The sequence below is a fragment of the Xinfangfangia pollutisoli genome (genome assembly GCF_020179405.1).
In the GTDB taxonomy this organism is placed as follows: Bacteria; Pseudomonadota; Alphaproteobacteria; order Rhodobacterales; family Rhodobacteraceae; genus Pseudogemmobacter; species Pseudogemmobacter pollutisoli.
Genome location: NZ_JAICBZ010000018.1, coordinates 1 through 24,111, shown reverse-complemented (window position 1 = coordinate 24,111; position 24,111 = coordinate 1). Strand labels below are relative to the sequence as shown.

Sequence of the window (24,111 nt, the reverse complement as noted above, 5' to 3'; positions counted from 1 at the left end):
TGCGCAAGCCCTAGTAGGGCCGCGGATGGGCCCGGTGCGCCTCGACGATCTCGTCCAGCACGACCTGCGGCAGGGTCAGACCGGCCGCGTCGATATTGCTGGCCAGCTGTGCCACCGACGTGGCCCCGATGATCGGCAGCGTGGTGAAGGGCCGCGACCGGCAGAAGGCGATGGCCATCTGGCAGGGATCCAGACCATGGCGCGCGGCAATGCCCAGATAGGCCGCCACCGCCGGAAACACCCGCGGCGTCACCCGTCCGCCCAGATCGGGGGTAAAGCTGCGCCGCGTGCCCTCGGGCGTGACATCGCCGGCATATTTGCCCGACAGAAGCCCGGTCGCCAGCGGCGAGAAGGCCAGAAGCGGCATGTCCTCGATCATCGAGAATTCCGCCCAATCGGTATCGAACTGCCGGCACAGCAGCGAATATTCGTTCTGCACCGAGGCCATGCGCGGCAGGCCCAGCGTATCGGCCAGATGCAGCCAGCGCGCGGCACCCCAGGTGCTTTCGTTCGACAGGCCGATCGCGCGGATCTTGCCCTCGTCGATCAGTGCCTTGGCGGTGGTCAGCACATCGGTCATATGCGCCGTCTCGGCCGCCTTGTCGGCGCCATGCGGCGCATAGGACCAGGCCTGGCGGAAGTGATAGCTGCCGCGGTTCGGCCAGTGCAGCTGATACAGATCGACGTAATCCGTCCCCAGCCGCCGCAGTGATCCTTCCAGCGCCGCGCGCATGCTGCGGCCGGTGATCGGCTCTCCGGGCCGCACCACCGCGCCCTTGCCGGTGATCTTGGTCGCGATCACCAACCGCGACCGGCCGCCGCGCGCGGCCAGCCATTCGCCGATGATCTCTTCGGTGCGGCCCACCGTCTCGGCCCGGACCGGATTGGTCGGATACATCTCGGCCGTGTCCCAGAAGGTCACGCCACGCTCCAGCGCCAGATCGGCCTGCGCCTGCGCCTCGGCCACCGTGTTCTGGCTGCCCCAGGTCATCGTGCCCAGGCACAGTTCGGATACGGTCAGGCCCGATTTGCCCAGCGGAATCATCTTCATCGCATCACTCCCAGTTCGCCACAGGCTAACCTGCCTGCCGTCACAGGCAAGCAACGCAATCGCGAGCGGCCGGGCCACGCTGGTCTCTGGTCCTTGGCGCCGCTATGCGCTACATCGCGCGGGCAATTCTGGAAGGGCGCACGCATGGCACGCATCCTCATCACCTCGGCCATTCCCTATATCAACGGCATCAAGCATCTGGGCAACCTGGTGGGCAGCCAGCTGCCGGCCGATCTGTTTGCGCGCTACATGCGCGGGCGCGGGCATGAGGTGATGTTCATCTGCGCCACCGATGAACACGGCACCCCGGCCGAGCTGGCCGCGGCCAAGGCCAAGCAGCCCGTCGCCGAATACTGCACCCAGATGCATGAGGTACAGGCCGATCTGGCCCGCGGCTTCCGGCTGAGCTTCGATCATTTCGGCCGGTCCTCCAGCGCGCGCAACCATCGGCTGACCCAGCATTTCGCCGGGAAACTGGACGAGGCCGGGCTGATCCGCGAAGTGACCGAGAAGCAGTTCTACTCGGTCGATGACGGCCGCTTCCTGCCCGACCGCTATATCGAGGGCACCTGCCCGAATTGCGGCTTCACCAGCGCGCGCGGCGATCAATGCGACAATTGCACCAAACAGCTGGATCCGACCGACCTGATCGATCCGCATTCGACGATCTCGGGCTCGACCAAACTGGAACTGCGCGAGACGAAGCACCTGTACCTGCGCCAATCGGCGCTGAAGGACCGGATCGAGGCCTGGATCGACTCGAAAGCCGATTGGCCGATCCTGACCACGTCCATTGCCAAGAAATGGCTGCATGACGGCGACGGTCTGCAGGATCGCGGCATCACCCGCGACCTGCATTGGGGCATCCCGGTGAAGAAGGGCGATCAGCCCTGGCCGGGGATGGAGGGCAAGGTCTTCTACGTCTGGTTCGACGCGCCGATCGAATATATCGCCGGCACCGCCGAATGGGCCGATGCGAACGGCCGGCCGGATGCCGATTGGGAACGCTGGTGGCGCACCGACAAGGGCGCCGAGGACGTGACCTATTACCAGTTCATGGGCAAGGACAACGTGCCCTTCCATACGCTGTCCTTCCCGGCCACCATCCTGGGCTCGGCCGAGCCGTGGAAGCTGGTCGATTACCTGAAGTCCTTCAATTACCTGAATTATGACGGCGGCCAGTTCAGCACCTCGCGCGGGCGCGGGGTGTTCATGGACCAGGCGCTGTCGATCCTGCCGTCGGATTACTGGCGCTGGTGGCTACTGTCGCACGCCCCCGAATCTTCGGACAGCGAATTCACCTGGGAGAATTTCCAGGTCTCGGTGAACAAGGATCTGGCCGATGTGCTGGGCAATCTGGTCAGCCGGGTCACCAAATTCGCCCGGTCGAAATTCGGCGAGACGGTGCCGGCGGGTGGGTCTTACGGCCCGATGGAAGAGGCTTTGATCGCCGATCTGGGCGCGCGGGTGCGCGACTATGAACGGCTGATGGACGCGATCGAAGTGCGCAAGGCGGCGGCCGAATTGCGGGCGATCTGGGTTGCGGGCAATGAATATCTGCAGGCCTCGGCGCCCTGGACGGTGGTCAAGACCGATCCCGAACAGGCCCAGGCGCAGATCCGGCTGGGGCTGAACCTGATCCGGCTTTACGCCGTCCTGTCGCGCCCCTTCATCCCCGACGCGGCCGAGGCGATGATGGCGGCGCTGGGCTGTGACGACTGGTCCTGGCCCAGCGACATGCCCGCCGCGATGCGCCATCTGGCGCCGGGCGCAGGGTTCTCGGTGCCCGAGAATCTGTTCCGCAAGATCACCGACGAGGAACGCTCCGACTGGCAGGCCCGTTTCGCCGGCATTCGCAGCTAGGGCGGCCCGGAGGGGCCATCTCTACCCATGGTTGCACCCGCCCGCCCAAGGTGTGGAAATCCCAACCCCGTCGCCTTTGGTGACGGGGTTTTTCATTTGAACGGCGCGCCCCGGCGGGGCAAAGTCTGCCTACATCCGGCCCAAGGGTGATGCAGAGGACGATCCGAGGGGCGGGCGCACATTTCATTATGGGAGACTCAACATGAAGCGCTTTCTCACTGCCCTGACCCTTTCCGTCGCCGTGCTTTCCGCCCCCGCCGCCATGGCCGAAACCCCCGCCCCGAACGCCACCGAACAGGCCGAGGCCCGGGCCACCCTGCAGACCGCGACCGCCGTCATCAACTATGGCCGCGCCAAGGGCGACGCCCTGGCGCTGGTGACCGGCGTTGAAATGATGCTGGCCGTGGCCGAAGGCACCACGATCGAGGAAAAGGGCCAGGCGATGGACCTGGGCAAGATCCTGGATGAGGCGGCCGAACTGGGCAAGGACGATCCGATGATCGTGGCCAAGGTCGACAGCCTGCGCGATGCCGCCGAAACCAAGACCCGCGGCGCCTGCTACTGGGAATACTGGTGCGACTGGTACGGCTACTGCGAATACTGGTATGTCTGCTACTGATCCCTGCGGATCGGCAGACCGGGCCGGCCTGGACATCCAGGCCGGCCTTTTTCATGCCGCGCTGCGGCCGAGGCATGCTGCAACTGCGGAAAGTTTTCCCCTGAACGGCAAGGCTTGGCCGATTCGGCAGCAATATTCTGCCGATCCCGCGCTGAACCGGGAAAATATTCCGCATACACGCGGAAGATGAGAAACCCGGCTTGGCGCGCGACGTGCTATTCTTCCCGGCATCGGCCCATCTGAGAAGCTGCCCAAGGGAGAGACCGAAATGTCCGACACCTACAGCCAAAGACGCAGTCCGACCGCCCGCCCGCTGCTTGCCGTGCTTCTGTTCCTTGCCGTCTATGTCGCGGCGCTGGTGGTGCTTTTCGCTCCGAAAGACCTGATCGGCGCGCTGCCTGGCAGCAGCGTGACTGCGCAAGGCGAATAGGCACCCGCCCCTACCCGGCCCCGGGACAGGCTTGCCCCCGGGGCCATTCCCCGCGCCCCGTCATGACATCAACAAAAGGACCAGAAGCTGCGGGGCGAAGATCCGCAGCCCCATGACCAACGGATAGACCGAGGCATAGGCGACCGAGGCCGCCGAGGATTCGCTTTGGGCATTGGCAAAGGCCAGGGCCGGCGGGTCGGTCATCGACCCGGCCAGAACGCCGCACAGCGTCAGATAATTGAAGCCGAAGACCAGCCGGGCCAGGAAGCCCACGATCAGCAGCGGTATCAGCGTGATCAGCGCGCCATAGGCGACCCAGGCCAGACCGTCGCCCTGCAGAAGCGTGTCCAGGAACCGGCCGCCCGCCTTCAGCCCGACCACGCCCAGGAACAGGATGATGCCGAACTCGCGCAGCGCATGATTGGCGACCGGCGGCATGACCCAGGTGAAGGGCCCCCAGCTGCCCTTGCGCCCCAGCAGGATCGCCACCACCAAAGGCCCCCCCGCCAGCCCCAGCTTCAACGGCGCCGACAGGCCCGGAATGGCAATCGGGATCGAGCCCAGCAGGATGCCCAGCGTTATGCCCAGGAAGACGCCGGGAAAATCGACCAGATCCAGCCGCCGCTTCTCATCGCCCAGGACGCGCCGCGTGTCGGCCACCGCGGTTTTGGGGCCGACCACGGTGACGATATCGCCGAATTCCAGCACCAGATCGCTTTGCGCCGGCAGTTCGGTCCCCGCCCGCATGACCCGGCTGACCGTGGCGATCCCGGTTCCGTCCAGCCCCAGCGCGCCCAGCCGGTGGCCGGTTGCGTGCTTGTCGGTCACGACCAGCCGCGTCCAGGTCAGATCGGTGCCCTTGGTGGTCAGCGGCGTGTCGCTGGGCACGCCCAGCACCAGTTGCATCGCATGCAGCTTCTCGGACGGGCCGACCAGATGCAACGTGTCGCCCAGATGCGCCACCGTCTCGCGCCGGGGCACCAGAAGCGCGCCCTCTTTCATCATGCGCGAGGCGACGACGCCGGCATCCCACAGGCGCGGCACCTCGGCCAGCGGCAGACCGTCCAGATTGGCATTGCGCAGCGTCACGTTCATCGAGGGCAATTCGCCCGCCCCCGCCCGGCGCTGGCGGTCATAGGCTGCCGCCTCGGCCCCGATCTCGACCCGGGTCAGGAAGCGGATCAGCAGCATCGCCAGAAGGATGCCGACGATGCCGAAAGGATAGGCCATGGCATAGCCCAGGGGCGGCAGCGCCGTCACCTCGGGCCCGGCGCCCAGATCGGCCAGCGCCTGGGTCGCGGCGCCCAGGCCGGGCGTGTTGGTCACCGCCCCCGACATCAGCCCGACCAGCGCCGGCACCGGCACATCGAAGATCCAATGCACCGCCAGCGTCACCAGAACGCCCAGCACCACCACGGAAAGCGCGGCCAGGTTCAATTGCAGCCCCGATTTCCGCAACGAGCCGAAAAAGCCCGGTCCCACCTGCACGCCAATGGTGAAGACGAACAGGATCAGCCCGAATTCGCGCAGGAAATCGAACATTTCGGCGTTGAAATGCACGCCTGCCCGCGCGGCCAGATCGCCCAGCGCGATGCCGGCGAACAGGACGCCGCCGATCCCCAGCCCGACGCCGCGGATCTGCACCCGCCCCAGCAACAGCCCGATCGTGCCCGCCAGCGACACGGCAATCGCCGCCAGCGCGACCTCGCCCAGCCCGTTCAGCATCGCGCCCATGATCGCCGCCGCCCCCTGCCCGCCCAAGACCTGCCCCAAGCATCGCCGAGTTTTGCGCCGAAAAGCAAAGACCGGATGAAAAAAGGCGGCGACCCCGGATCGAAGTCGCCGCCGCTTTTGCAGCCCCGGGCGCCGAAACGCCCAGGATATCGCCAGATCCCTGCCGCTTACAGCAGATCGAAGCGGTCGGCCTCCATCACCTTCACCCAGGCGGCGATGAAGTCGGTCACGAAGGCCTCGGCCGAATCGTCCTGGGCATAGACTTCGGCATAGGCCCGCAGCACCGCGTTCGAGCCGAAGACCAGATCCAGCCGCGTGGCGGTGCCCTTGACGGCGCCGGTCTTGCGGTCGCGGATCTCATAGATCCCGTTGCCGGCCGGAACCCAGGTATAGGCCATGTCGGTCAGGGTGACGAAGAAATCGGGCGTCAGCGCCGCTTCACGGGCCGAGAAGACCCCGTGCTTCGTGCCGCCGTGATTGGTGCCCAGCGCGCGCATGCCGCCCACCAGAACCACCATCTCGGGCGCGGTTAGGCCGAGAAGCTGGGTGCGGTCCAGCATCAGCTCTTCGGGGCTGACGACATAGTCCTTCTTCAGCCAGTTGCGATAGCCATCCGCCAAGGGCTCCATCACCTTGAACGAGTCGGCATCGGTCTGCGCCGCGGTCGCGTCGCCGCGGCCCGGGGTGAAGGGCACGGTCACATCGAAGCCCGCGGCCCTGGCCGCCTGCTCGACGCCCACGCCGCCCGCCAGCACGATCACATCGGCCAGCGAGGCACCGGCCTGGGCCGCGATCGGCTCCAGCACCGCCAGCACCTTCTGCAGCCGGGCGGGTTCGTTGCCTTCCCAGTCCTTCTGCGGCGCCAGGCGGATCCGGGCGCCATTCGCGCCGCCCCGCATATCCGAGCCGCGATAGGTGCGGGCCGAATCCCAGGCGGTCGACACCATCTCGGCCACCGTCAGACCCGAGCCCGCAATCGCCGCCTTCACCGCCGCCACGTCCCAGCCCTTGGGCCCGACCGGCACCGGATCCTGCCAGATCAGATCTTCGGCCGGCACTTCCGGCCCGATGTAACGCGCCTTCGGCCCCATGTCGCGATGCGTCAGCTTGAACCAGGCGCGGGCGAAGGTTTCCTTGAAATAGTCGGGATCGGCCATGAATTTCCGGCAGATCGCGTTGTAGATCGGGTCGACCTTCATCGCCATGTCGGCATCGGTCATCATCGGATTGCGCCGCCGGGTCGGATCGGTCGCGTCCAGCGGCTTGTCCTCTTCGCGGATCGACACCGGCTCCCATTGGGTGGCGCCGGCGGGGGATTTCCGCAGCTCCCACTCATGGCCGAACAGCATCTCGAAGAAGCCCATGTCGAAGACGGTCGGATGCGTGGTCCAGGCGCCTTCCAGGCCCGAGGTCACCGCATTGGCGGCCTTGCCACCCTGATTGGGGTTGGCCCAGCCCAGACCCTGCGCTTCGGGGCCGGCGCTTTCCGGGTCGGCGCCGAGCGCTTTCGCATCGCCATTGCCATGGGTCTTGCCCACGGTATGGCCGCCCGCGGTCAGCGCCACGGTTTCCTCGTCATCCATCGCCATCCGGGCAAAGGTTTCGCGGATCTGCGCGGCGGTCTTCAGCGGGTCGGACTGGCCATTCACCCCTTCGGGGTTCACATAGATCAGCCCCATCTGCACTGCGGCCAGCGGGTTTTCCATCGTCTCGGGCTTGGACACATCGCCATAGCGGCTGTCCGAGGGCGCCAGCCATTCCTTCTCGGAGCCCCAGTAGACATCCTTCTCGGGCGCCCAGATGTCGGCACGGCCGAAGCCGAAGCCGAAGGTCTTCAGGCCCATCGATTCATAGGCCACATTGCCGGCCAGGATGATCAGATCGGCCCAGCTGATCTTGTTGCCGTATTTCTTCTTCACCGGCCACAACAGCCGGCGCGCCTTGTCCAGCGAGACATTGTCCGGCCAGGAATTCAGCGGCGCGAAGCGCTGGTTGCCGGTGCCGCCACCGCCGCGGCCATCGGCCAGGCGATAGGTGCCCGCGGCATGCCAGGCCATGCGGATCATCAGCCCGCCATAATGGCCCCAATCGGCCGGCCACCACTCCTGGCTGTCGGTCATCAGGGCCAGCAGATCGGCCTTCACCCCGGCATAGTCCAGCGTCTTGACCGCCGCGCGATAGTCAAAGCCCTTCAGCGGGTTGGTCTTCGTGTCATGCTGATGCAGGATGTCCAGATTCAGCGCATTCGGCCACCATTCGGTCACCGACCGGCCCCCGGTCGTCATCGCCCCATGCATCACCGGGCATTTGCCCGCACCGTTGCCGTCCATCTGGCTCTCCTGCTTGTCATGCCGATCGCCGGTGCGCCCAGGGTTGGGCGCCCGCGATTCCCACTGTCTGGAATCGTTCTAACAGGCAGATGTCATCGGCAAAACTTGTATTTCCTGATCGGTCTGATAAGCGCAACTTATAATGCTAAACGTCACCCTTCGGCAGTTCCGCTATTTCGAGGCGCTGGCCCGCCACGGCCATTTCGGCCGCGCGGCCGAGGCTTCGGCCATTTCGCAGCCCGCCCTGTCGATGCAGATCCGCGAGCTGGAGGCGGCGCTGGGCACGCCCCTGTTCGAACGCGGGGCGCGGCAGGTGCGGCTGACACCCTTTGGCGAAGCGGTGGCAGCGCGGCTGCGCGACATCCTGCGCGCGGTGGACGAGCTGGGCGATCTGGCCCGGGCCGAGGGCGCGGCCCTGTCGGGCCGGCTGCGGCTGGGTGTGATCCCCACGGTCGCGCCCTATCTGCTGCCCGGCATCGTGGCCGCCCTGGCCCAGCGGTTTCCGGGGCTGGACCTGCATCTGCGCGAAACCCTGACCGCGCGGCTGATCGGCGAACTGCACGAAGGGCGTCTGGATGCGGCGCTGGTGGCGCTGCCGGTCTCGGAACCCGCGCTCAGCGAGGTGCCGCTGTTCGCCGAGACATTCGTGCTGGTGCGGCCCGGTGCCGATGCCCGCAAGCCGGTGCCCGACCGCGCGGCGCTGCGCGAGATGCGGCTTCTTCTGCTGGAAGAGGGCCATTGCTTCCGCGATCAGGCGCTGTCCTTCTGCAACCTGGCCGCCAGCCAGCCGCGCGAATTGCTGGACGGATCCTCGCTGTCGACGCTGGTGCAGATGGTCAGCGCCGGCATCGGGGTGACGCTGATCCCGGAAATGGCGGTCGCGGTCGAAACCCGGGCGGCACCGGCCAGCGCGCCCGTGGCCATCGCGCATTTCGCGGCCCCGCAGCCCAGCCGCACGATCGGCATGATCTGGCGCCGCACCAGCCCGCTTGCCCGCCAGCTTCTGCAAGTGGCCGAAACCGTGCGCGAGGTCGCCTCGGAGACGCTGGGCCGGGCCACCGACGCGCAACCCGCCGCCGCCCCGGCCGCCTGAACCTGTGGCCGCCTGAACCGCCGGCCGCCGGACCCTGCCAAAACGCCGCCCCCTCTTGCCGCGCCGGGCCTTCCCGGGTTACTGCGCAGGCACCTGCGAAAGGACAAAGCCATGCGCAAGGCCGAGATCACCCGCAAGACCAAGGAAACCGCCATCGAGGTGGCGGTGAATCTGGACGGCACCGGCAAGGCCGAGATCGCCACCGGCGTCGGCTTCTTCGACCACATGCTGGATCAGTTGGCGCGGCACAGCCTGATCGACATGCGCATCCAGGCGCAGGGCGACACGGATATCGACGATCACCACACGGTGGAAGATTGCGGCATCGCGCTGGGCCAGGCGCTGGCACGCGCCCTGGGCGACAAGACCGGCATCCGCCGCTATGGCCATTTCAACCTGGCGATGGACGATGCGCAGGTCGCCTGCGCGCTGGATCTGTCGGCCCGGCCCTATCTCGTGTGGTCGCTGCCGATGCCCACGGCCAAGATCGGTACGTTCGACACCGAACTTGTGCGCGAATTCTTCCAGGCGCTGGCCACCCATGGCGGCATCACCCTGCATGTCGATCTGGTGCATGGGCTGAACAGCCACCACATCGCCGAGGCCTGTTTCAAGGCGGTCGCGCGCGCCCTGCGCGCCGCGGTCGAGCCCGATCCGCGCATGGCGGGGCAATTGCCCTCGACCAAGGGGGCGCTGTGATGCGGGGCGCAGATTTCTTCGAAGAAATTTGCCCGGAGTTTTCGAAAACTCCGAGCAAGAATTTTCGAAAATTCTTGCCCCGCGGCGGAGCCGCGGCATGAGCCTGACCGTCCTTGTCGATTACGAGTCCGGCAATCTGCATTCGGCCGAAAAGGCCTTTCAGCGCATGGCGCAAGAAACCGGCGCGGGCGAGGTGATCGTCTCGTCCCGGCCCGAGGATGTGGCCCGCGCCGACCGCGTGGTCCTGCCGGGCGACGGCGCCTTTCCGGCCTGCCGCCGGGCGCTGGTCGCGCGCGAGGGCCTGTATGAGGCGATCACCGAGGCCGCCACCACCCGCGCCCGCCCCTTCCTGGGCATCTGCATCGGCATGCAGATGCTGGCCACGCGCGGGCTGGAATATGTCGAGACCCCGGGTTTCGACTGGATCGGCGGCGAGGTCACGCGGATCGAGCCCGAAATCGTACCGGGTGCGGCGCATCTCAAAGTGCCGCATATGGGCTGGAACGATCTGGTGATCGACCGCCCTCACCCGGTTCTGGACGGGATCGCAACCGGCGATCATGCCTATTTCGTGCATTCCTACCAGGTCCGCACCGCCGATCCGGCGCATTTGCTGGCCCATGTCGATTATGCCGGCCCGATCACCGCGATCATCGGGCGCGACACGATCATCGGCACCCAGTTCCACCCGGAAAAATCCTCGGCCACCGGGCTGCGGATCATCGCCAACTTCCTGAAATGGGCACCCTGACCCCGCCCCTCACGCCCGAGGCCCTGCAGCCGGTCCTGGACCGGATCGCCGCCGAGATGGCGCAGGAACCCGAGCGCGGCCAGGTCGCCAGCTACATTCCCGAACTGGCGCGCCAGTCCACCACCCCCTTCGCCATCGCCCTGGCCCTGCCCGACGGGCAGGTGCTGCGGGCGGGCGATGCCGATCAGGGCTTCAGCATCCAGTCGATCTCGAAAGTCTTCACCCTGGCCATCGCGCTGGGGCGGCTGGGCGATCAGCTGTGGCTGCGGGTCGGGCGCGAGCCTTCGGGCCATGCCTTCAACTCGATCCTGCAGCTGGAACATGAGAACGGCATCCCGCGCAATCCCTTCGTCAATGCCGGCGCGCTGGTGGTGACCGATGCGATCCTGGCCGGCCACCAGCCGCGCGAGGTTCTGGGCGAGTTGCTGCGCTTCATCCGCCTGGCCGCGGCCGATGACGACATTCACATCAACAAGGCGGTGGCGGCCAGCGAACAGGCGACGGCGCATCGGAACATCGCCCTGGCCGAGTTCATGGCGGCGCATGGCAATCTGCGCAATCCCGCCGCGCTGACCATCGGCACCTATGTGCATCAATGCGCGGTCGAGATGAGCTGCGCGCAGCTCGCCCGGGCCGGGCTGTTCCTGACCGGCGCGCCGGGCGGGCCAAGGCTGGTCTCGCCGGCGCGGATCCGGCGGATCAATGCGCTGATGATGATGTGCGGCCATTATGACGGATCGGGCGAATTCGCCTATCGCGTCGGCCTGCCGGGCAAATCGGGCGTGGGCGGCGGCATTCTGGCCATCGCCCCGGGCCGGGCCGCCATTGCCACCTGGTCGCCGGGGCTGAACGCGCGCGGCAATTCGCATCTGGGCACGCTGGCGATGGAGCGGCTGGCGCGCGAAACCGGCTGGTCGGTCTTCGGCTAAGGCCGGGGGCGAGGTTTGCCGCTTAGCCCAGCGCCGCCAGCGCCTCGGCCAGGTCGATCGCCCCGTCATACAGCGCCCGGCCCGAGATCGCCCCGGCGATGACCCCGGTCTCGCGCAGCGCGATCAGATCGGCCAGCCGCGACACCCCGCCCGAGGCGATGACCGGAATCGTCACCGCCCGCGCCAGCGCCTCGGTCGCCTCGATATTCGGGCCCTGCATGGCGCCATCGCGGTCGATATCGGTGTAGATGATCGCGGCCACGCCCGCATCCTCGAAGCTGCGCGCCAGGTCGGTGGCCATCACACCGGTCTCGGTCGCCCAACCCTTGGTGGCGACGCGGCCCTTGCGCGCGTCGATCCCCACGGCCACCTTGCCCGGAAAGGCCCGCGCCGCCTGGCGCACCAGATCGGGATTCTCCACCGCGACCGTGCCCAGGATGACCCGCGCCAGGCCCTTTTCCAGCCACATCTCGATCGTCGCCATGTCGCGGATCCCGCCGCCCAGTTGCGCCGGCACCGAGATGCGCGCCAGGATCGCCTCGACCGCGGCGGCATTGACCGGCTGGCCGGCAAAGGCGCCGTTCAGATCGACCAGATGCAGCCAGCGGCAGCCCGCCGCCTGGAACTTGGCCGCCTGCGCGGCCGGATCGTCGCCAAAGACGGTCGCCGCCTCCATCTCGCCGCGCAACAGGCGCACGCATTGGCCGTCTTTCAGGTCGATGGCGGGATAAAGGATCATCGGGCTTCCCCTTTTGCGGCTTGCGGCTTTGGGCGGTCTTTGGCACGGGCGGCGGGCCAAGCCAAGGGGGCGCGGATCGGCCCGAGGCGCGCGGCCCCGCACCCGGCCCCGCACCCGACCCGCCACCCGACCCCACGTCACGCTTGATCGGCGGGGCCAAGGGCGCAAAGGATTCTCCCCGAGGAGACATCAGCGGAGGAGGATCCGATGAAGACATTCGCACTGGCCATGGCGCTGGCCTGCCTGGGCACGGCGGCGCTTGCCGACCCGATCGAGGGCACCTGGAAGACCAAGCCCGACGACAACGGCAATTTCGGCCATGTCCAGATCAAGCCCTGCGGCGCTGCCTTCTGCGGCACGCTGGTCAAGGCCTTCGACGGCGCGGGCAAGCAGATCGAAAGCCCGAATGTGGGCAAGCGCATCGTCTGGGACATGGTCGCCTATGAGGGCGGTCATTATGACGATGGCAAGATCTGGTCGCCCGACCGCGACAAGACCTACAATTCGGAAATGGATCTCTCGGGCAATACGCTGAAGGTCTATGGCTGCGTGATCGGCATCTGCCGCGATGGCGGCACCTGGACGCGGGTCAAGTAACCGCGGCGCGGGCTTTCGCTCGGGAAGCGCAGATTCCGGGTCGCCCTCGCGGCCCGGGTCTGGCAGGACAGGCGCGAAGGAGACACCGATGCGCCGCACCGACTGGGCCCTGCTTCTGCTGCTGTCGCTTCTCTGGGGCGGCTCGTTCTTCTTCGTGGCGCTGGCCCTGCGCGACCTGCCGCCCTTGAGCGTGGTCTTCGGCCGGGTGGCGCTGGCGGCGCTGATCCTGGGGGCCGTGCTGGCGCTGCGCGGCCAGGGCCTGCCGCGGCGGGCCTGGGGGGCGGTTCTGGTGATGGGGGCGCTGAACTCGGCCCTGCCCTTCACGCTGTTCGCCCTGGCGCAGGGCCGGATCGACGGCGCGCTGGCCGCGATCGTCAACGCCACGACGCCGCTTTGGACGGTGGTCCTGGCGCATCTTTTCACCACCGACGAACGGATCACCCCGCAGAAGGCCCTGGGCCTGGTCTGCGGGCTGGCCGGGGTCTCGGTCATGGTGGGCGGGGCGGCCGGAGGCGAGGCGCTGGCGATCCTGGCCTGTCTGGGCGCGGCCTTCAGCTATGGGCTGGCGGCGATCTGGGGTCGGCGCTTCAAGCGCATGGGCGTGCCGCCTTTGGCCACGGCCTTCGGCCAGGTCACCGCGGCCAGCCTTCTGCTGCTGCCGCTGTGGCTGGCCCAGGATCGCCCCTGGCAGATGGAATGGCCGGGCCTCACGCCGCTGGCGGCGGTGGCGGCGATGGCGGCCCTGTCCACCGCGCTGGCCTATCTGATCTTTTTCCGCCTGCTGGCCAGTGCGGGGGCGACGAACCTGTCGCTGGTGACCTTTCTGATCCCGGTCAGCGCCGCGGCCCTGGGCGGGATCTTTCTGGGCGAGGCGCTGCGGCCCCGGCATCTGGCCGGCTTCCTGCTGATCGCCTTGGGGCTGATGGCAATGCAGGGAAGGATCGGCATATGGTTGGACAAGTGGCGCGGCGCCACGCGGGGCGCGCGGTAAGCGATTCCGAATGGGCGGCCTTTCAGGCGGGCGACCGGACCGGCCTGGTCTGGGCGGTGGCGACGACCGGCATTCATTGCCGCGACGGCTGCCCCGGCCGGCCGCTGCGGCAGAACCTGCGCATCCTTGACAGCCGCGCCGCGGCCGAGGCGGCGGGCTTCCGCGCCTGCAAGCGCTGCGGCGGCGGCTGACGCCGGGCCGGCCGGGTTGACCCCGGATGCCCCCTGGCGCAGGCTGGGGCCATGACCCAAGACCCGACCTCGCAAGACCTGCGCCCGCAAGACCTTCGGCCCACCGCCATCCTGGAATCCGCGCTTTATGCCGCCGATCTTGACGCGGCCCGCGCCTTTTATACCGAGATTTTGGGGCTGGAGCTGATCGGCGAACAACCCGGCCGGCATCTGTTCTTCCGCGTGGGTGCGGGCATCCTTCTGGTCTTCAACCCCGCCGAAACCGAGATTCCCGCCCCGGCGGGCCGCCTGCCCGTGCCCGCGCATGGCACGCGCGGGCCGGGCCATCTGTGCTTTGCCGCCACGCGCGACGATCTGGCGCGCTGGCAGGCGCGGCTGGAAGCCGCCGGCGTCACGATTGAGTCGGTGGTCGACTGGCCCGGCCATGCGGGCACGCCGCCGCGCTCGATCTATATCCGCGACCCGGCCGGGAATTCGCTGGAATTCGCCGAACCGCGGCTTTGGGGCTGAACGGGGCGCCGGGGCGCGCCGGGGCGACGGGGCGCGGCGAGATGCCGTCTTTCGCCTGCCTCCCGGCCCTGTCACCCTGCCCGCATGTCCGCCCAGATCCGCACCGACCCGCTGCCGTCCGCCTCCAGCCTTTGGTCCATGCACCGGCCCGGCGATTTCCTGGATTGCTATTCCGTCGAAAGCCCGCTGTCGCCCCGCGCCGCGGCCGAGCGTGGCTTGCAGATGCCGCGCTGGGCCCGGGCGCTTTTGGCGCTGCGCCATGCGCTGGTGCGGCCCTTCGGGCTGCAGACCGCGGCCCCGCGCGGCGCCGAGGCGCTGGGCCTGTTCCCGGTCCAGAAGGACGATCCCGGCGAATGCGTGCTGGGCTTTGACGACCGGCATCTGAATTTCCGCATCGCCGTGCTGCGCCAGGGGGCGCGGATCTATCTGTCGACCTGGGTGCATCCGCATAATCTGTGGGGCCGGGCCTATCTGCTTCTGGTGATGCCCTTCCATATCCTGATCGTGCGCGGCGCGGTGCGGCGCATCGGCGGCTGAGCCGCTCTTGCCTTTTTGCCGCTTCGGGTTCATGCACGGCCCATGCTGAAGACCCGTCTCATCCCCTGCCTTGACGTGGCCGATGGCCGCGTCGTCAAGGGCGTGAATTTCGTGAACCTGATCGACGCGGGCGACCCGGTCGAGGCCGCCAAGGCCTATGACCGCGCGGGCGCCGACGAGATCTGCTTCCTCGACATCCACGCCACGCATGAAAACCGCGGCACGATGTTCGATCTGGTCACCCGCACGGCGGAACAGATCTATGTGCCGCTGACCGTGGGCGGCGGGGTGCGCAGCCATGCCGATGTGCGGGCGCTGCTGCTGGCCGGTGCCGACAAAGTGTCGTTCAACTCGGCCGCGGTGGCCAACCCCGATGTGGTGGCCGAAGCCGCCGACCGCTTCGGCAGCCAGTGCATCGTCGTGGCCATCGACGCCAAGACCGTGGCGCCGGGACGGTGGGAGATCTTCACCCATGGCGGCCGCCAGGCCACCGGCATCGACGCGGTCGAATTTGCCCGCACGGTGGCCGCGAAAGGCGCGGGCGAGATCCTGCTGACCTCGATGGACCGCGACGGCACCAAGGGCGGCTACAACCTGCCCCTGACCCGCGCCATTGCCGATGCGGTGGACGTGCCGGTGATCGCAAGCGGAGGCGTCGGCACGCTGGACCATCTGGTCGAGGGCATCACCGAAGGCCACGCCTCGGCGGTGCTGGCCGCGTCGATCTTCCATTTCGGCACCTATACGATCGGCCAGGCCAAGGCCCATATGGCCGCCGCCGGCATTCCGATGAGGCTGACATGAGCGCGCTTGCTCGCCTTTCCGCCACCATCGCCGCCCGCAAGGCGGCCGATCCCGACACATCCTGGACCGCCAAGCTGCTGGCCAAGGGCCCGGAGAAATGCGCCGAGAAATTCGGCGAAGAGGCGGTCGAGGCGATCATCGAGGCGGTCAAGGGCGACCGCGCGAAGCTGACCGCCGAGGCGGCGGATGTGATCTTTCACCTGCTGGTGATGCTGGCCGCCCGCGATGTGACGCTGGCCGATGTCGAGGCGGAACTGACGCGGCGCGAGGGCACATCCGGCATCGCCGAAAAGGCCGCCCGCGGCTGACCCGCGGGCGCCGCTGCGATTTTTCGTCGAAAAATCGCGCCCTACAGCCCAAGCCGCGGAATCTCGATCGCCGGGCAGCGGTTCATCACCACCCAAAGCCCCGCCGCCCGCGCCCGTGCCGCCGCGGCCTGGTCGATCACGCCCAGCTGCATCCAGACGCCCTTGGCGCCCAGCGCAATCGCCTCATCCACCACCGCCCCCGCCTCGTCGCTGCGGCGGAAGATATCGACCATGTCGATCGGCCCGTCCTTTTCGGCCACGTCCGCCAGCGAGGCCCGCACGGTCTCGCCCAGCGCCTGCTGCCCGGCCTGGCCCGGATTGACCGGGATCACCCGATAGCCGCGCCGCGCCAGATAGGCCGCCACGCCATGGCTGGGCCGGTCGGGCTTGGGCGACCAGCCGACCAGCGCGATCAGCCGCACCCCGCCCAGGATCGCCCGCAGCGCGGCATCGCCGCTGTCCGCAGCCTGTGTCACATCATGCGCCATGATCACCTCCAGAAAGAAAAAGGCGCCCAGGCCAAAGGGCCGGGCGCCAAGTCGCGGAACGAGGGACAGTGAATCAAGGACGGGGGTTCCGGGTCCCGTGCCTGTGTACTGTTACATGGAAGCCCTAATGCCGGATTAAAAGCCGTGTCGCGCATTCGTGATCACGGCTTCACGCCGGCGTGTGTGGCGGCCGCGTAAAGCGAGACCGCGGCGGCGTTCGACACGTTCAGGCTGCCGAAGCCGCCGGCAAAGGGAATGCGCGCCAGAAGATCGCAGGTCTCGCGGGTCTTTTCGCGCAAGCCGGGGCCCTCGGCGCCCAGAACCAGCCCGACCGGCCGCGTGCCGGCCTGGTCCAGCGCCTCGGACAGCATCAGCGGCGCCGCACCATCCAGCCCGATCAGCAGATAGCCGGCCTCGCGCAGGGCGCTCATCGCTTCCGAAAGGTTCGTCACCCGCAGATAGGGCTGCCGCTCCAGCGCGCCGCTGGCGGTCTTGGCCAGGGCGCCGGTTTCCGGGGCGGAATGATGGCGCGGCGCGATCACCGCCCGCGCGCCGAACACTTCGGCACTGCGCAGGACCGCCCCCACATTATGCGGGTCGGTCACCCGGTCGAGCAGCACAACGAGCGGCGCCCCCCGCCCCGAGACCGCCACATCTTCCAGACTGCCCCAGTTCAGGGGCCGCACTTCCAGCGCCACGCCCTGATGGACCGAGCCTTCGTCGATCGGCGCGGCAAACTTGCGCGGATCGACCAGTTCCGGCTCCAGCCCCGAGGCGGCCACCGCCGCGTCCAGCTTGTCGAGTGCGTTCTTGGTGATGATCAGCCGCAGCTTCTCGCGCTGCGGGTTTTCCAAGGCATCGCGCACGGCATGCAGGCCAAACAGCCAGACCGTCTCTTTCGCCTCGGCGCGCTTGGCGCGTTCCTTGTCGACGACCCAGGCCGGCTTCTTCATCGGCATATCCTTTCCGTTCGCCCCTGAATGCGCGGAAACCCCGCGCCCTGCAAGTCCCTGCCCAGCGCAAGGCCCCGAGCGGCGGGCAAAGCCGCCTCGGTGCAGGCGCCCCCCGCCCGCCGGCGTGCCCAGGCCTGCAGAAGGGGCCGCCGAAGCCACCGGAAAACCCGGCCGCCAAAGGCTTGCAAAACACAAGCAAAACACCCTTGACGCCCCGCGGGCCCCCGGCTACACCCCGCCCCGTCGGGTGACGAGCTGCAAGGTGCGGCAGCGGACTGTAACTCCGCCGGGGCGACCCATGCCTGGTTCGATTCCAGGGTCACCCACCATTCCCCAAGATATTTTAAGTAAACTCAATATCTTGGAGGAATGAGTGGTTTTCCTGACGCCGTTCCAACAAATGCCTAGATCCAACGTCGAAACCCAGATGCAGGCGCTTGGGCAGGCTGTTTTCCGGAAATCTTGACAATTGCGATAGGCAAACACCATCTGTAAACAAACTATGCTACACTGTGGGTAAGTTGTGCATAACTCACCCCTTGATTGGAGGTAAAAATGACTAGCAGTTCTGCCCCGACTTCGGCGGCGGCTGTGGCCAACGCCTTCCTTGATCTCCAAGCTGCCGATAGCGGGAATTTCCCCCGCATTGACCAAATGAAGCTGTATAAGCTCGTTTTCTATGCGCAAGCTTGGTGGCTGGCGCAGAAGGACACCCCCCTGTTCGAAGAAGACGTCTATGCGTGGCCGTGGGGGCCGGTTGTTCGTGAAATATACGGCGACTTCAAGTCTGCTGGTCGCGATCCAATCACGCATCAACGCGCAACCACCATCACCAAGACCGGAACTTCCTTACTAGATTTCAGAATTTCGAAGCCGCAACCTCCGAACGAGGAAGTTATGTCGTTCCTGAAGCAGACTTGGGATGTGCATAAACCATTTACCGGCATCGCTTTATCGAACGCCACCCATGCGCCGGGTGAGCCTTGGACAATCATCAAAGACCTTCACGATGGTGATCTATCGGATAAACCTTTGATCCCTGTCGAAGTAATTCGCGATGTATTCAAGGGGAAGCTGGTTGCCTCAAGACAAGCCTAAGGAAGACCTTACCGTTGTCTTGCCGCCGCTGGCCGTAAACTCGGAAGCTCCTGATAAATATACGAAAACTTGGCCTCCATTCATACCAAATGGCGCCCCACATCAGGTGTTCCGCTTTTGCAGGTGGGGAATCGAATACGGAACCGACGACAAAGGCCACGCTGCTTCGATCATACTTTCGGTCGCGTTGCTGGGTCTGCTTTTGGTCCTTTTCTTTCTAGGAACTGCGGTGGAACGCCCTTGGATTGCCGACGCACTAAAACTGGTTGGAACCGCGTTTACGTTTACAGCGGGTGTTGCAATCGGCAAAGGGTCGTCAGCCGCGAAGAAGGATGAGGAATAGAGACCCCGGCGCAACGCGGCTCTATGCGCTGCAACCGGGGCCTGCAGCCGGGTGACTGATCTGGATAGCGAACAGGACGAAAGGAAATTAGCCCCTGCCCGATCCTCATTCAGCGAACGGGGCTGCTGGGATGCACACACAGTCCGCAGGGTCACCCACCATTCCCCAAAGAATGATGGATCGCCTTCCCCGCCTGCGGCCCCCGCGACACGCCGCGGCGGCGGGGCGCTGACGGCCCCCTCCCCTACCGCGCCCGCATCTTCGCCTCGAACCGGCGCAAGAGCAGCGACAGGCTGATCGTCATCACCAGATACAGCAGGGCCGCGACGTTATAGGTCTCGAAATAGCGGAAATTGCCGGCCGCGGTGATCTTGGCCAATTGGGTGATGTCGGCCACGCCCAGCACCGAGACGAGCGAGCTGTCCTTCACCATCGCCACGAAATCATTGCCCAGGGGCGGCAGGATCATCCGCAGCGCCTGGGGGAAGACCACATGGCGAAAGCGCTGGCGGCGGTTCAGGCCCAGCGCCTGCGCCGCCTCGATCTGGCCCTTTTCCACCGCCTGCAGCCCGGCGCGGAAGATCTCGGCCAGGAAGGCGGAATAGGCCAGCATCAGCGCGATCACCGCCCGCGCGATCAGGGGAAAGTCGCGCGGCCGCCAGATTTCCTGCCCGGCGACCTGGTTCACCGCCCAGACCAGCGTCGGCGCCAGCGCGAAGGCCACATAGAGAAGCAAGACGATGATCGGCACGCCGCGCATCACCTCGATATACAGCCGCGCCGCCTGGCGCAGCACCAGATGCCGCGACAGGCCCATCAGCGCCAGCCCCAGCCCCAGCGCGCAGGCCCCGGCATAGGCGATCAGCGCAACCGCAATGGTCACGCCAATGCCCTTGGCCAGCGTCGCCAGCGCGGCGGCATAATGCGCCTCGGACAGCACTTCCCAGAACAGCCACAGGCCGGTGACCGCAAGGATCACCAGCCACCAGGGAAAATCGCCATCGGCCTTCGGTTGCGGGATCATCGTCCCGTCAGCGTTCCGTCATTCCCCGATCCGCGCCTCAGCCGCCCATCGCATAATCAAGGAACCACTTCTTGTTCAGCGCCTCGAAGGTGCCATCGGCCTTCAACGCGGCGATGGCGGCATTGATCGGCCCCGCCAGGTCCGAGCCCTTGGGCAGGATGAACCCGAATTCCTCGGTGCCCAGCGGCGCGCCCACGATCTTCAGCGCCCCGCCCGAGGCCGCCACATAGCCCGCGCCGCCGGTGGAATCGGTCAGCACCAGATCGACATCGCCCGCCTTCAGCGCCTCGACCGAAGCGCCGAAGGTTTCGAACAGCTTGATGCGCGGATTGGCCTCGTTGCCGTCCAGCACCGAATAGACCGCGGTATAGAAGGGCGTCGTGCCGGGCTGGGCGCCGATCAGCAGATCGGCATCGGCGTTGAAGCTGGCCGCATCGGTGAACCGCGTCTCGTCGCCGCGCACCAGCATGACCGATTCCGAGGTCATGTAGCTGTCCGAGAAATCGACCTGGCCCTTGCGTTCATCGGTGATGGTGATGCCGGTCATGCCCAGATCATACTGGCCCTCGGCCACGGCGGGGATCATCGCATCCCACGAGCTGTTTTCGTATTTCACCGTAAAGTTCAGCCGTTTGGCGATTTCGGCCATGGCGTCATATTCCCAGCCCACCGCCGCGCCCGAGGCATCGACGAATTGCAGCGGCGGATAGGCGTTTTCGGTGACGACCACCACTTCGCGCCCGGCAAGATCGGGCAGATCCTGCGCGGCGGCGGAAAAGGCGGACAGGGCGGCGAAAGACAGCGCGGCCGCGCCGAAGGCTGCGGAAAGGTTCATGGGTCAGGCTCCCGTTTGACTGGCCCCAGTTAGCCCGGTGGGCGCGCCACTGGCAAGCGGGCGCCGATTTTCGTCGAAAATCGGCAGGCGGCGAGGCTGCGGCGGGCCTAATGCCCGCCGCAGACCGGGCAATCGGCGCGCCTCTTCACCGCGATCACCCTTGTCTCGGCGTAAAGCGCATCCTGGATCAGCAGCCGGCCCCGCAGCGTTTCGCCCGCCCCGGTCAGATGCTTCACCGCCTCCATCGCCATCATCGCGCCCAGAATGCCCGGCAGGGGCGCTGCGACGCCCGCCTCGGCGCAGGTCGGCACCATGCCGGGCGCGGGGCGGGTGGGGAAGACGCATTCATAGCAGGGCCCGCCCGAGGCCGGATGCCAAAGCGACAATTGCCCTTCCCATTGGGTGATCGCCCCGGCGATCAGCGGCGTGCCCAGGGCCGCGCAGACCCGGTTCACCAGATAGCGCGTGTCGAAATTGTCGGTCCCGTCCAGCACCAGATCGTATTCGGCAATCAGATCGGCGGCTGTGGTTTCGTCCAGCGCCTGAAAATAGGGCCGCACGGCGATATGCGGGTTCAGCGCCCGCATCGCCTGCTCGGCGGAAACCACCTTGGGCAGGCCGATGCGGTCTTCGGCATGGATCACCTGGCGCTGCAGGTTCGAGGCCTCGACCCGGTCGGGGTCGATCACCCCGATCGTGCCCACCCCGCTGGCCGCAAGATACAGAAGCACGGGCGAGCCCAAGCCCCCCGCCCCGACCACCAGCACTTTGGCGGCCTTCAGCCGCTTCTGCCCGGGCCCGCCGATTTCGCGCAGGAAGATATGGCGGGCATAGCGGGTCAGTTCGGCGTCCGAGAAGGCGGCAGCGGGCGCCGCGGGGGGGGCTGCTGTGGCAGAGGCCTGAGGCGGCACCCGCAGCAGCGCCCGTGCCCGCAGGCGGCGCAGCAGGGCGTGATAGGCCAGGACCAGCGCCGCCAATGGCCCCAGCAGCAGCCACAGCACGACATTGCCGCCGAGGAATTCGGCCGCCTGCGGCAGGCCCAGCCGCGGCGTGGTCAGAAGAACCAGCGCCGCCCACCACAGCGCCAGCAGTGCGAGATACAAGCCCGCCGGCCAGCCGCGCCAGCGCGCCAGGCCCGAGATCAGCGCAAAGCCCAGCAAGCCGCCCATCGCCCGCCCCTACCGCTTCCCGGTCGAGCCGAAACCGCCCTCGCCCCGCTCGGTCGCGTCCAGCGCATCCACCACCGCCCAGGCGGCGCGGATCACCGGCGCGATCACCGCCTGCGCCACCCGGTCGCCATGGCGGATCGTGTAGGGCTCGGTCCCCAGGTTCACCAGGGCCACGCCCAGCGGCCCGCGATAATCGCTGTCGATCGTGCCGGGCGTGTTGGGCAGGGTGATGCCATGCCGCGTGGCCAGGCCCGAGCGCGGGCGGATCTGCATCTCATAGCCATCGGGAATGGCCAGGCGCAGCCCTGTCGGGCAGATCGCGCGCTGCAGGGGCGCAAGCGTCAGCCCCTCGGCCCGTGTCTCGGGCGGGAAATTCGCGCAAAGATCGGCGCCCGCCGCCCCGGCGGTCTGGTACTGCGGCAAGGCGATCTCGGGATCGGCCCAGGGTTCACGCAGAAGCTGGATCACCACGGTCATGGCCGGGGCCCCGGAATTTTCGAAAATTCCGGGCAAAATTCTTGCCAGAATTTTGCGCCGCTCATGCCAGGGCCTCGGCGATCCGGGCGGCCAGACGGCGCGCCACGGCATCCTTGCCCATCCGTTCCCAGGTCTCGGCCCCGGCATCGGTGATCAGCGTCACCGCATTCTCGGCCCCGCCCATGATCCCGGTCGCCGGGCTGACATCATTGGCGACGATCCAGTCGCAGCCCTTGCGCAGCCGCTTGGCCGTGGCATGGGCGATGACGGTTTCGGTCTCGGCCGCGAAGCCCACCACCAGACGCGGCCGCGGCTGGCCCTTCGAGACACGGGCCAGAATGTCGGGATTTTCGGCAAATTCCAGCGCCGGCGCCTTGCCCGAGCCGTCTTTCTTCATCTTCTGCGCGCCAGCATTGGCCACCCGCCAATCCGCCACCGCCGCCGCCATCACCGCGGCATCGGCCGGCAAGGCCGCCTCGACCGCCGCCAGCATCTGCGCCGCGGTTTCCACCCGCACCACCGCGACACCGCCGGGCGGCGGCACCGTGGCCGGGCCGGTGACGAAGGTCACCCGCGCGCCCAGATCGCGCAGCGCGGCGGCCAGCGCCGTGCCCTGTGCCCCCGACGAGCGATTGGCGATATAGCGCACCGGATCAATCGGCTCATGCGTCGGACCCGAGGTCACCAGCACATGCTTTCCCGCCAGCACCCCGCCGCCCAGCGCGGCCTCGGCCGTCGCGACAATCTCCAGCGGTTCCGCCATCCGCCCCTCGCCCGCCTCGCCCGCCTCGGCCATCTCGCCCCGTCCCGGGCCCACGAACAAGACGCCATCGCCCGCCAGCGTGGCGCGGTTGCGCCGGGTCGCGGGATGGGCCCACATGCGCGGGTTCATCGCCGGCGCCATCAGCACCGGCTTGTCGGTGGCCAGCAGGACGGCACTGGCCAGATCGCCCGCCAGCCCCTGCGCCAGCTTGGCCATCAGATCGGCGGTGGCCGGCGCCACCACGATCAGATCGGCCTCGCGCGACAGGCGGATATGGCCGACATCCTGTTCATCCTGCCGGTCGAACAGCCCGGTGAAGACGTGATCCGCCGTCAGCGCCCCCACCGAAAGCGGCGTCACGAATTCCTGGGCGGCCGGCGTCATCACGGCACGGACCTTCGCCCCCCGCTCGCGCAGGCGGCGGATCAGGTCCAGCGCCTTGTAGGCGGCGATCCCGCCGCCGATGATCAGCAGAATGCGTCTGTCGCGCAGCATCGAACCCCTCCGGCCTGGCCCCGGACCCTAGGGGCAGCGGCTGGGAAACTCAACCGCCCGAGAAGGCCGCGCAGGGATCGTCGCGCGGCGCGGGCGGGGTGATCAGCCAAAGGTCATAGGGCAGGGCCGGGTCGGAGGCAGTCGCGGGGGCGGTTGCGGGGGCGGCATCGGGGGCGGCCTCAAGCTGGCCGACCGACAGAAGCCGCAGCCCGGGCGCGGCCTGGGCCAAAACGGCGGGCACGCCCCAGTCGCGGCGAACATGGCCGCCGCCGGCGATCACCACGACCGGC

General features: G+C 67.5%; 26 protein-coding genes, 1 tRNA gene and 1 pseudogene. 16 read left to right on the top strand and 12 right to left on the bottom strand.

Features of this window, described 5'->3' with window-relative positions:
• Window positions 1–10 precede the first annotated feature (10 nt).
• Window positions 11–1,051, bottom strand: coding sequence for an aldo/keto reductase (locus K1Y73_RS07975; RefSeq protein WP_225027725.1), 1,041 nt, complete (start codon window positions 1,049–1,051; stop codon window positions 11–13).
• 144 nt (window positions 1,052–1,195) lie between these two features.
• Here K1Y73_RS07975 and metG point away from each other — a divergent pair, with 144 nt between their 5' ends.
• The 3 genes from metG to K1Y73_RS07960 all read left to right on the top strand — a co-directional run bounded on the left by metG (window position 1,196) and on the right by K1Y73_RS07960 (window position 3,963).
• Window positions 1,196–2,914, top strand: a complete 1,719-nt coding sequence (gene metG, locus K1Y73_RS07970) for a methionine--tRNA ligase (RefSeq protein ID WP_225027723.1) — start codon at window positions 1,196–1,198, stop codon at window positions 2,912–2,914.
• 202 nt (window positions 2,915–3,116) lie between these two features.
• A complete protein-coding gene (locus K1Y73_RS07965; RefSeq protein WP_225027721.1) occupies window positions 3,117–3,533 on the top strand; it encodes a hypothetical protein in 417 nt (138 codons plus the stop codon).
• A gap of 268 nt (window positions 3,534–3,801) precedes the next feature.
• Entirely contained in the window at window positions 3,802–3,963 is a 162-nt protein-coding gene (locus K1Y73_RS07960; protein WP_225027719.1) for a hypothetical protein, read from the top strand.
• 60 nt (window positions 3,964–4,023) lie between these two features.
• Here K1Y73_RS07960 and K1Y73_RS07955 read toward each other — a convergent pair whose 3' ends face one another.
• Together K1Y73_RS07955 and katG are read right to left on the bottom strand one after the other, a co-directional pair.
• On the bottom strand, window positions 4,024–5,724 hold the full coding sequence (locus K1Y73_RS07955) for a putative transporter (protein ID WP_318248228.1): 1,701 nt from the start codon (window positions 5,722–5,724) through the stop codon (window positions 4,024–4,026).
• Window positions 5,725–5,864: 140 nt separating this feature from the next.
• Window positions 5,865–8,027 (bottom strand): catalase/peroxidase HPI, encoded by a 2,163-nt coding sequence (katG, locus tag K1Y73_RS07950; RefSeq protein WP_225027718.1) that lies wholly within the window; start codon window positions 8,025–8,027, stop codon window positions 5,865–5,867.
• Between the two features lie 142 nt (window positions 8,028–8,169).
• Here katG and K1Y73_RS07945 point away from each other — a divergent pair, with 142 nt between their 5' ends.
• The 4 genes from K1Y73_RS07945 (at window position 8,170) to K1Y73_RS07930 (ending at window position 11,499) form a co-directional block, all read left to right on the top strand.
• Complete coding sequence (locus tag K1Y73_RS07945) at window positions 8,170–9,120, top strand: LysR substrate-binding domain-containing protein (protein WP_225027717.1); 951 nt, start codon at window positions 8,170–8,172, stop codon at window positions 9,118–9,120.
• A 111-nt stretch (window positions 9,121–9,231) separates the two neighbouring features.
• Window positions 9,232–9,819, top strand: coding sequence for an imidazoleglycerol-phosphate dehydratase HisB (gene hisB / locus K1Y73_RS07940; RefSeq protein ID WP_225027716.1), 588 nt, complete (start codon window positions 9,232–9,234; stop codon window positions 9,817–9,819).
• A 97-nt stretch (window positions 9,820–9,916) separates the two neighbouring features.
• Window positions 9,917–10,570 (top strand): imidazole glycerol phosphate synthase subunit HisH, encoded by a 654-nt coding sequence (hisH, locus tag K1Y73_RS07935; RefSeq protein ID WP_225027715.1) that lies wholly within the window; start codon window positions 9,917–9,919, stop codon window positions 10,568–10,570.
• Window positions 10,558–11,499 (top strand): glutaminase, encoded by a 942-nt coding sequence (locus K1Y73_RS07930; protein WP_225027714.1) that lies wholly within the window; start codon window positions 10,558–10,560, stop codon window positions 11,497–11,499. The genes hisH and K1Y73_RS07930 overlap by 13 nt, the downstream gene beginning before the upstream one ends.
• A gap of 22 nt (window positions 11,500–11,521) precedes the next feature.
• Here the strand turns inward: K1Y73_RS07930 and hisA are convergent, their stop codons facing one another.
• Window positions 11,522–12,238 carry a 1-(5-phosphoribosyl)-5-[(5-phosphoribosylamino)methylideneamino]imidazole-4-carboxamide isomerase gene (hisA, locus tag K1Y73_RS07925; RefSeq protein ID WP_225027713.1) on the bottom strand — a complete coding sequence of 239 codons (717 nt, stop codon included), beginning with the start codon at window positions 12,236–12,238 and terminating at the stop codon, window positions 11,522–11,524.
• Between the two features lie 207 nt (window positions 12,239–12,445).
• Here hisA and K1Y73_RS07920 point away from each other — a divergent pair, with 207 nt between their 5' ends.
• The 7 genes from K1Y73_RS07920 to K1Y73_RS07890 all read left to right on the top strand — a co-directional run bounded on the left by K1Y73_RS07920 (window position 12,446) and on the right by K1Y73_RS07890 (window position 16,176).
• Window positions 12,446–12,835 carry a DUF2147 domain-containing protein gene (locus K1Y73_RS07920; RefSeq protein ID WP_225027712.1) on the top strand — a complete coding sequence of 130 codons (390 nt, stop codon included), beginning with the start codon at window positions 12,446–12,448 and terminating at the stop codon, window positions 12,833–12,835.
• A gap of 88 nt (window positions 12,836–12,923) precedes the next feature.
• Window positions 12,924–13,826 carry a DMT family transporter gene (locus K1Y73_RS07915; RefSeq protein WP_225027711.1) on the top strand — a complete coding sequence of 301 codons (903 nt, stop codon included), beginning with the start codon at window positions 12,924–12,926 and terminating at the stop codon, window positions 13,824–13,826.
• Window positions 13,784–14,017 (top strand): Ada metal-binding domain-containing protein, encoded by a 234-nt coding sequence (locus K1Y73_RS07910; RefSeq protein WP_225027710.1) that lies wholly within the window; start codon window positions 13,784–13,786, stop codon window positions 14,015–14,017. The genes K1Y73_RS07915 and K1Y73_RS07910 overlap by 43 nt, the downstream gene beginning before the upstream one ends.
• A 51-nt stretch (window positions 14,018–14,068) precedes the next feature.
• The gene (locus K1Y73_RS07905) at window positions 14,069–14,527 is read left to right on the top strand and encodes a VOC family protein (protein ID WP_225027709.1); all 459 of its coding nucleotides are present in this window, start codon (window positions 14,069–14,071) and stop codon (window positions 14,525–14,527) included.
• Window positions 14,528–14,611: 84 nt separating this feature from the next.
• On the top strand, window positions 14,612–15,064 hold the full coding sequence (locus tag K1Y73_RS07900) for a DUF2867 domain-containing protein (protein ID WP_225027707.1): 453 nt from the start codon (window positions 14,612–14,614) through the stop codon (window positions 15,062–15,064).
• Between the two features lie 42 nt (window positions 15,065–15,106).
• Window positions 15,107–15,868, top strand: coding sequence for an imidazole glycerol phosphate synthase subunit HisF (gene hisF / locus K1Y73_RS07895; RefSeq protein ID WP_225027706.1), 762 nt, complete (start codon window positions 15,107–15,109; stop codon window positions 15,866–15,868).
• Complete coding sequence (locus K1Y73_RS07890) at window positions 15,865–16,176, top strand: phosphoribosyl-ATP diphosphatase (protein ID WP_225027705.1); 312 nt, start codon at window positions 15,865–15,867, stop codon at window positions 16,174–16,176. The genes hisF and K1Y73_RS07890 overlap by 4 nt, the downstream gene beginning before the upstream one ends.
• Window positions 16,177–16,217: 41 nt before the next feature.
• Here K1Y73_RS07890 and K1Y73_RS07885 read toward each other — a convergent pair whose 3' ends face one another.
• Together K1Y73_RS07885 and rlmB are read right to left on the bottom strand one after the other, a co-directional pair.
• On the bottom strand, window positions 16,218–16,664 hold the full coding sequence (locus K1Y73_RS07885; protein WP_225027704.1) for a CoA-binding protein: 447 nt from the start codon (window positions 16,662–16,664) through the stop codon (window positions 16,218–16,220).
• Window positions 16,665–16,825: 161 nt separating this feature from the next.
• Window positions 16,826–17,617: a 23S rRNA (guanosine(2251)-2'-O)-methyltransferase RlmB gene (gene rlmB, locus K1Y73_RS07880; protein ID WP_225027703.1), complete on the bottom strand. Its 792-nt coding sequence runs from the start codon at window positions 17,615–17,617 to the stop codon at window positions 16,826–16,828.
• Between the two features lie 245 nt (window positions 17,618–17,862).
• Between rlmB and K1Y73_RS07875 the strand changes: the two genes are divergently transcribed.
• Both K1Y73_RS07875 and K1Y73_RS07870 read left to right on the top strand, forming a co-directional pair.
• Window positions 17,863–17,946: transfer RNA gene (locus K1Y73_RS07875), tRNA-Tyr, on the top strand.
• 226 nt (window positions 17,947–18,172) lie between these two features.
• Window positions 18,173–18,715, top strand: coding sequence for a Panacea domain-containing protein (locus K1Y73_RS07870; RefSeq protein ID WP_225027702.1), 543 nt, complete (start codon window positions 18,173–18,175; stop codon window positions 18,713–18,715).
• 587 nt (window positions 18,716–19,302) lie between these two features.
• Here the strand turns inward: K1Y73_RS07870 and K1Y73_RS07865 are convergent.
• The 6 genes and pseudogenes from K1Y73_RS07865 to K1Y73_RS07840 all read right to left on the bottom strand — a co-directional run.
• Entirely contained in the window at window positions 19,303–20,082 is a 780-nt protein-coding gene (locus K1Y73_RS07865; protein WP_225027701.1) for an amino acid ABC transporter permease, read from the bottom strand.
• A 37-nt stretch (window positions 20,083–20,119) separates the two neighbouring features.
• Window positions 20,120–20,917 (bottom strand): transporter substrate-binding domain-containing protein, encoded by a 798-nt coding sequence (locus tag K1Y73_RS07860; RefSeq protein ID WP_225027699.1) that lies wholly within the window; start codon window positions 20,915–20,917, stop codon window positions 20,120–20,122.
• Between the two features lie 107 nt (window positions 20,918–21,024).
• On the bottom strand, window positions 21,025–22,077 hold the full coding sequence (locus K1Y73_RS07855; protein WP_404819071.1) for a HesA/MoeB/ThiF family protein: 1,053 nt from the start codon (window positions 22,075–22,077) through the stop codon (window positions 21,025–21,027).
• 18 nt (window positions 22,078–22,095) lie between these two features.
• On the bottom strand, window positions 22,096–22,563 hold the full coding sequence (dut, locus tag K1Y73_RS07850) for a dUTP diphosphatase (RefSeq protein WP_225027696.1): 468 nt from the start codon (window positions 22,561–22,563) through the stop codon (window positions 22,096–22,098).
• A 61-nt stretch (window positions 22,564–22,624) separates the two neighbouring features.
• Entirely contained in the window at window positions 22,625–23,821 is a 1,197-nt protein-coding gene (gene coaBC, locus K1Y73_RS07845) for a bifunctional phosphopantothenoylcysteine decarboxylase/phosphopantothenate--cysteine ligase CoaBC (RefSeq protein WP_225027695.1), read from the bottom strand.
• Window positions 23,822–23,870: 49 nt separating this feature from the next.
• Window positions 23,871–24,111: pseudogene (locus K1Y73_RS07840) on the bottom strand (hypothetical protein); the annotation flags it as partial.

Coding starts and splice junctions, on each gene's coding strand:
- K1Y73_RS07975 (WP_225027725.1), bottom strand. CDS start 1,051: ATGAAGATGATTCCGCTGGGCAAATCGGGCCTGACCGTATCCGAACTG.
- metG (WP_225027723.1), top strand. CDS start 1,196: ATGGCACGCATCCTCATCACCTCGGCCATTCCCTATATCAACGGCATC.
- K1Y73_RS07965 (WP_225027721.1), top strand. CDS start 3,117: ATGAAGCGCTTTCTCACTGCCCTGACCCTTTCCGTCGCCGTGCTTTCC.
- K1Y73_RS07960 (WP_225027719.1), top strand. CDS start 3,802: ATGTCCGACACCTACAGCCAAAGACGCAGTCCGACCGCCCGCCCGCTG.
- katG (WP_225027718.1), bottom strand. CDS start 8,027: ATGGACGGCAACGGTGCGGGCAAATGCCCGGTGATGCATGGGGCGATG.
- K1Y73_RS07945 (WP_225027717.1), top strand. CDS start 8,170: ATGCTAAACGTCACCCTTCGGCAGTTCCGCTATTTCGAGGCGCTGGCC.
- hisB (WP_225027716.1), top strand. CDS start 9,232: ATGCGCAAGGCCGAGATCACCCGCAAGACCAAGGAAACCGCCATCGAG.
- hisH (WP_225027715.1), top strand. CDS start 9,917: ATGAGCCTGACCGTCCTTGTCGATTACGAGTCCGGCAATCTGCATTCG.
- K1Y73_RS07930 (WP_225027714.1), top strand. CDS start 10,558: ATGGGCACCCTGACCCCGCCCCTCACGCCCGAGGCCCTGCAGCCGGTC.
- hisA (WP_225027713.1), bottom strand. CDS start 12,238: ATGATCCTTTATCCCGCCATCGACCTGAAAGACGGCCAATGCGTGCGC.
- K1Y73_RS07920 (WP_225027712.1), top strand. CDS start 12,446: ATGAAGACATTCGCACTGGCCATGGCGCTGGCCTGCCTGGGCACGGCG.
- K1Y73_RS07915 (WP_225027711.1), top strand. CDS start 12,924: ATGCGCCGCACCGACTGGGCCCTGCTTCTGCTGCTGTCGCTTCTCTGG.
- K1Y73_RS07910 (WP_225027710.1), top strand. CDS start 13,784: ATGGTTGGACAAGTGGCGCGGCGCCACGCGGGGCGCGCGGTAAGCGAT.
- K1Y73_RS07905 (WP_225027709.1), top strand. CDS start 14,069: ATGACCCAAGACCCGACCTCGCAAGACCTGCGCCCGCAAGACCTTCGG.
- K1Y73_RS07900 (WP_225027707.1), top strand. CDS start 14,612: ATGTCCGCCCAGATCCGCACCGACCCGCTGCCGTCCGCCTCCAGCCTT.
- hisF (WP_225027706.1), top strand. CDS start 15,107: ATGCTGAAGACCCGTCTCATCCCCTGCCTTGACGTGGCCGATGGCCGC.
- K1Y73_RS07890 (WP_225027705.1), top strand. CDS start 15,865: ATGAGCGCGCTTGCTCGCCTTTCCGCCACCATCGCCGCCCGCAAGGCG.
- K1Y73_RS07885 (WP_225027704.1), bottom strand. CDS start 16,664: ATGGCGCATGATGTGACACAGGCTGCGGACAGCGGCGATGCCGCGCTG.
- rlmB (WP_225027703.1), bottom strand. CDS start 17,617: ATGAAGAAGCCGGCCTGGGTCGTCGACAAGGAACGCGCCAAGCGCGCC.
- K1Y73_RS07870 (WP_225027702.1), top strand. CDS start 18,173: ATGACTAGCAGTTCTGCCCCGACTTCGGCGGCGGCTGTGGCCAACGCC.
- K1Y73_RS07865 (WP_225027701.1), bottom strand. CDS start 20,082: ATGATCCCGCAACCGAAGGCCGATGGCGATTTTCCCTGGTGGCTGGTG.
- K1Y73_RS07860 (WP_225027699.1), bottom strand. CDS start 20,917: ATGAACCTTTCCGCAGCCTTCGGCGCGGCCGCGCTGTCTTTCGCCGCC.
- dut (WP_225027696.1), bottom strand. CDS start 22,563: ATGACCGTGGTGATCCAGCTTCTGCGTGAACCCTGGGCCGATCCCGAG.
- coaBC (WP_225027695.1), bottom strand. CDS start 23,821: ATGCTGCGCGACAGACGCATTCTGCTGATCATCGGCGGCGGGATCGCC.